Source organism: Rhizobium album (assembly GCF_003122325.1).
GTDB lineage: Bacteria > Pseudomonadota > Alphaproteobacteria > Rhizobiales > Rhizobiaceae > Metarhizobium > Metarhizobium album.
The window spans coordinates 1-1,328 of record NZ_QFBC01000055.1 but is presented as its reverse complement, the minus strand read 5'-3'; the positions used below and the strand labels follow the sequence as shown (position 1 = coordinate 1,328).

Sequence of the window (1,328 nt, the reverse complement as noted above, 5' to 3'; positions counted from 1 at the left end):
ACGATGACGTAATTGCTGCCGGCATGTCCCAGTCTCCTCGATGGTGGCAGATTGGTCCCAGTGACAACGGGAGGACATCACAGTGAAACAGTATGTCGGATTGGACGTCTCACAGAAGGAAACTGCTGTTTGCGTCGTTGACGAGACCGGTCGCCTGCTCTTCGAGGGCCGGGCGAAATCGGATCCTGGCGCTTTGGCGGCGCTTCTGGCGAAGAAGGCCCCGCATGCGGAGCGCGTTGGCTTCGAGACCGGTGCTATGTCGAGCTGGCTTTGGCATGAACTGAAGAGGACTGGCGTGCCGGTGGTCTGTATCGACGCGCGGCACGCACATGCGGTTCTGTCCGTCCGGATGAACAAGAGCGATGAGAACGACGCGCGCGGCTTAGCCGAACTGGTTCGGATTGGATGGTATCGCGAGGTTGCGGTAAAGAGTGAGGCCAGCCAACAGGTCCGCTCGATGCTGATCGCGCGGTCCCGGCTCGTGACGATGCGACGAGATCTCGAAAATCAGGTCCGATCAATGTTGAAAGAATGCGGCCTAATCTTCCCTCGCGCCATCGCAGGTCAGTTCCAGCGCTGCGTCACCGAATTGACCGGAGACGGTCACGTTCTTTGGCGGGTTTTGCTACCACTGCTCTCCGTGCATGCCTATGTTTGCCGAGAGCTTGATGGGTTGGACCGCCAGGTCCGACAGATGGCTCGAGCAGACGAGACGACAAGGCGGTTGATGACCGTGCCGGGCATCGGCGTGGTAACGGCACTGACCTTCCGTCATACGATCGACGATCCGTCCCGCTTTCGAAGCGCAACATCCGTGGGTGCCTATCTCGGTCTAACGCCGCGACGCAAGCAGTCGGGCGAAACGGATAGTCTCGGCCATGTGTCTCGATGGGGCGATCGTTTGCTGCGAACGTATCTATTCGAGGCAGCCAGTGTGTTGCTCCATCGGACTCGGCGCTGGTGCGCGCTGAAAGCCTGGGGACTGCGGCTGGCGAAACGCAACGGAATGAAGAAGGCGCAGGTCGCTGTTGCTCGCAAACTGGCCGTCATCCTGCACTGCATCTGGATCGATGGCACCTCGTTCCAGTGGGGCAAAGAGCCGGCCTGACACTGAACATTCACCCGAGATCGCAGGGCTGCTTTGGGCCTGTGATGTCCCGCCGGGACGGTGGTTGCGATGACCTCGCTCAATCGGCTGCGGCACAAACAACCGCGCTCCGCACGTTGAGGCATCCGACCCGAACATCATCATGAGGCCATGACCTCGAAAAGGACCATGACCCCGGCACGGGCAAAACAGGCTTGACTAAGTCCCGCAATTAAAGGGC

At 59.9% G+C, this 1,328-nt stretch carries 1 protein-coding gene; it reads left to right on the top strand.

What is annotated here, in order from left to right; genetic code table 11:
- Window positions 1-82 precede the first annotated feature (82 nt).
- Complete coding sequence (locus DEM27_RS33370; protein ID WP_109462516.1) at window positions 83-1,108, top strand: IS110 family RNA-guided transposase; 1,026 nt, start codon at window positions 83-85, stop codon at window positions 1,106-1,108.
- Window positions 1,109-1,328: the final 220 nt, after the last annotated feature.